A 2,670-nucleotide genomic window follows, 5' to 3' on the forward strand; every position below is an offset into this window, starting at 1 on the left:
ATGCGTGTGTCTACCATCCCTACGTCTTCGTACTTGCTTAATTTGTTGAAGATTAGGTGGGAGTGCGGATCAAGCTTGACGGTGGAATTATCAGCAAATTGAACTGTGATTTTCCCATCCCTCGTTAAAAGTTCATCCCCAACATAGATCTGAGTGTTACTTTTTATCGCATGATAGCGTGTTTCTTGACGGCGTTTGATTAAAGCTAGGCCTTCAGAGCTAATAATTTTCGCTGGACGAGGTTGGTATTTGAGCCACGAGATAGGGACTTTAATAATCGAGCCGACTTGCAGATTTTCAACGTCTTTGAGGCGGTTGTAATGAGAGATAGATGTCCAAGAATACTGACGTTTCAACAAACGCTCAGCCACGTCTTTCAAGGAATCATTTGGTCTTACTGTGTAGTGCCAATCTAGGTTTTGATATCCATCATAACTCTCAGCATTGATACTTGGTGAAGTCAAAGTAAGCGCTAACGCAACAAAACTTGCTGCGAATATAAGGGTTAGACGGTGATGAACTGACTGCACAGGACCATTCATAGTATTACACTTTAAGCGGTGAAGCTTTTAGTCTCCCCCGCGCTCAAGGCGATAGCCGTGCTGATAAATAGTCTTAATTCTAAAGCCGTTCTCTGGTTTGATATTAAGTTTTCGGCGCAAACGACTCACGTGCGTATCAACAGTTCGCGTATTAATATTTGAAGAGATGCCCCATACTCGCTCTAGCAAGAAGTCGCGAGACAAAAGTCGGCCAATATTTTGGAACATAAATACCGCGAGGTCGAAGTCTTTATCTGTAAGCGAGACTTCCTCTCCAGATGAGATGATTGTTCTCTTGCTCAGATTTATGACGTAAGGTCCGATTTCTAGCTCTTCTTGTTCAGCTTGCTCTGTACCTAATCGACGGCTCAGCGCGTTGATTCTTGCCGTCAGCTCACCAATTCGTGCAGGCTTTACCAAATAGTCGTCAGCACCCGCATCAAGCGCTGTAATGATATCGGCTTCACTGTCGCGCTGAGTTAGGAATAATACCGGGACGCGCCAATTCATTTCGGCACGAACTTGTCGTAATACTTCTGTACCTTCAATGTCAGGAAGTTGCCAGTCCAAAATTAAAAGATCGTAGCTATTATGAAGAACCGAATACACAAAGGATTTTCCAGTTTCAAAATGCTCACAGTCGTGACCATTTTCTTTGAGTTGCGCAACGAGTGTTTCGGCTTGTGACAACTCATCTTCTAGTAATGCGATTCTCATTCATAACCCCACTTTGGACTTACTTAAACTGTTCTTTGATTAAATAGCAAAGCGAGAAACTTGCCATGCCACTAGTATTTTCTTATTTATCAGCGTAAGTGTAGTTGCTTTTTGAAATTTTCCGACCCTGATTTGTATCAGGATTTTACAAAGCATTGGATTAATAGCATCTAGACTAACTAGTGACGGATTTATGCCCTAATTTAAGTTGTTTAATGTGGCATTGATCACACTGCCGCATTACTATGCATGCGCATTGTATAAATAGATACTCTTAGAGCATTGGAATAGGTGATGACCCGAGAAGAGAAGTTAAAAACAAGTTTGGCGGAAGCGTTCAATATTGACTATATGCTATTGGAAAACGAAAGCCATATGCATTCGGTGCCAGAAAATTCTGAAACCCATTTTAAACTTGTCTTGGTATCAGATGACTTTGATGGGAAACGAAAAGTGGCTCGTCATCAAGCGGTGTATTCAGCAGTGAATACCGAAATGCAAAGTGGTCTTCACGCTTTGGCATTGCATCTGTACACCAATACAGAGTGGGCTGAACTTGATAATAAGCAATTAGCCTCCCCAAACTGCATGGGCGGTTCAAAAAAAGGATGATTTTATGAGCCAGTTTTTCCAGATCCACCCGGACAACCCGCAAGCAAGACTTATCCGACAGGCTGTCGACATCGTAAGGTCGGGTGGCATCATCGCTTATCCTACAGATTCTGCTTACGCATTAGGGTGTGAAATCGGAAACAAAGCTGGCGCAGATAAAATTAGAGCTATTAGGCAACTGACAGACAAGCATAACTTCACTTTAGTTTGTCGTGACCTGAGTGATATATCTGTCTATGCGAAAGTTGGTAATAGTGAGTACAGACAAATTAAAGCGCATACACCAGGGCCGTATACGTTTATTCTTCGGGCAACTAGTGAAGTGCCGAGACGTTTAATGCACCCAAAGCGTCGACAAATTGGATTGCGTATTCCTGACAATAAGATTGCATTAGATTTGTTAGAAGAACTTGGGACTCCGTTGATGAGTACAAGTTTGATTCTGCCTGGTGAAGAATATCCCTTTACCGATCCTTATGAGATTCGTCAGACTTTAGAGCATCAATTAGATCTTGTGATTGATGGTGGCTATTGCGGTCTCGAGCCTAGTTCGGTGATTGATCTATCTGATGATCAAGCTATGGTTCTGCGCAAAGGTGCCGGAGATACCCTCGCATTTGAATAAAATTAGGCCTCGCTCGCACTTTTGAATTCGGTTTGAGATAACAGGCTTTGGTAGCGCAAGGTAATATCTTTTAATTGGTTGAATTCATTTTTCTCACTGAGCAGGCTTTGAAATACCTTGTTTGTTTGGCCGTATGCTTGCGTTAACTTATTGACATTGCTCGCATATTCCAGG

General features: G+C 42.4%; 4 protein-coding genes. 2 read left to right on the forward strand and 2 right to left on the reverse strand.

The features are described from left to right. Positions 1-542, reverse strand: a 542-nt coding sequence (locus tag A3739_RS12560; protein WP_156502562.1) for a LysM peptidoglycan-binding domain-containing protein, incomplete at its 3' end; no start/stop codon positions are given. A 27-nt stretch (positions 543-569) separates the two neighbouring features. Further along, a complete protein-coding gene (locus A3739_RS12565) occupies positions 570-1,259 on the reverse strand; it encodes a response regulator transcription factor (RefSeq protein WP_068479520.1) in 690 nt (229 codons plus the stop codon). A 294-nt stretch (positions 1,260-1,553) separates the two neighbouring features. Between A3739_RS12565 and A3739_RS12570 the strand changes: the two genes are divergently transcribed. Continuing rightward, complete coding sequence (locus A3739_RS12570; RefSeq protein ID WP_068479522.1) at positions 1,554-1,871, forward strand: BolA family transcriptional regulator; 318 nt, start codon at positions 1,554-1,556, stop codon at positions 1,869-1,871. A 4-nt stretch (positions 1,872-1,875) separates the two neighbouring features. Next, on the forward strand, positions 1,876-2,496 hold the full coding sequence (locus A3739_RS12575; protein WP_068479524.1) for an L-threonylcarbamoyladenylate synthase: 621 nt from the start codon (positions 1,876-1,878) through the stop codon (positions 2,494-2,496). Positions 2,497-2,670: the final 174 nt, after the last annotated feature.

The sequence above is a fragment of the Oleiphilus sp. HI0067 genome (genome assembly GCF_001635735.1).

What these genes read in the sequence shown, in the direction of transcription:
- A3739_RS12565 (WP_068479520.1), bottom strand. Translation starts at nt 1,259, where the DNA reads ATGAGAATCGCATTACTAGAAGATGAGTTGTCACAAGCCGAAACACTC.
- A3739_RS12570 (WP_068479522.1), top strand. Translation starts at nt 1,554, where the DNA reads ATGACCCGAGAAGAGAAGTTAAAAACAAGTTTGGCGGAAGCGTTCAAT.
- A3739_RS12575 (WP_068479524.1), top strand. Translation starts at nt 1,876, where the DNA reads ATGAGCCAGTTTTTCCAGATCCACCCGGACAACCCGCAAGCAAGACTT.